The organism is Wolbachia endosymbiont of Drosophila bocki, assembly GCF_028982005.1.
Classification (GTDB): Bacteria; Pseudomonadota; Alphaproteobacteria; order Rickettsiales; family Anaplasmataceae; genus Wolbachia; species Wolbachia pipientis.
On the sequence record NZ_JAPQLG010000163.1, the window covers coordinates 1 to 237 of the forward strand.

General features: G+C 33.3%; 1 protein-coding gene. It reads right to left on the reverse strand.

Translation table 11 applies throughout. From position 1 onward, the window contains the following. Positions 1-237 (reverse strand): transposase (locus tag OZD61_RS03825; protein WP_274979919.1); only part of this gene is annotated, 237 nt, incomplete at both ends.

Consider the following 237-nt stretch of genomic DNA (forward strand, 5'->3'; position numbering starts at 1 on the left):
AGCTGATAACTTGCAAATTTTTCCCAATTTGCTCAAGGTATCCTGCTATAAACCCAACTGTTTGCCTCAGGCCTATTCTAAATAAACAAGTTATTATGTGCACCAAAATTACAACTTTATCGCTATAAATATTGTTGCCACCTGGTATTTTTGGACCATTCTCGTACCACTTTTCTATGGCTTCGTTGATATAATGAAAAATATTTCCTCTTTTTTCTAGAAATTTGTTATATTCGC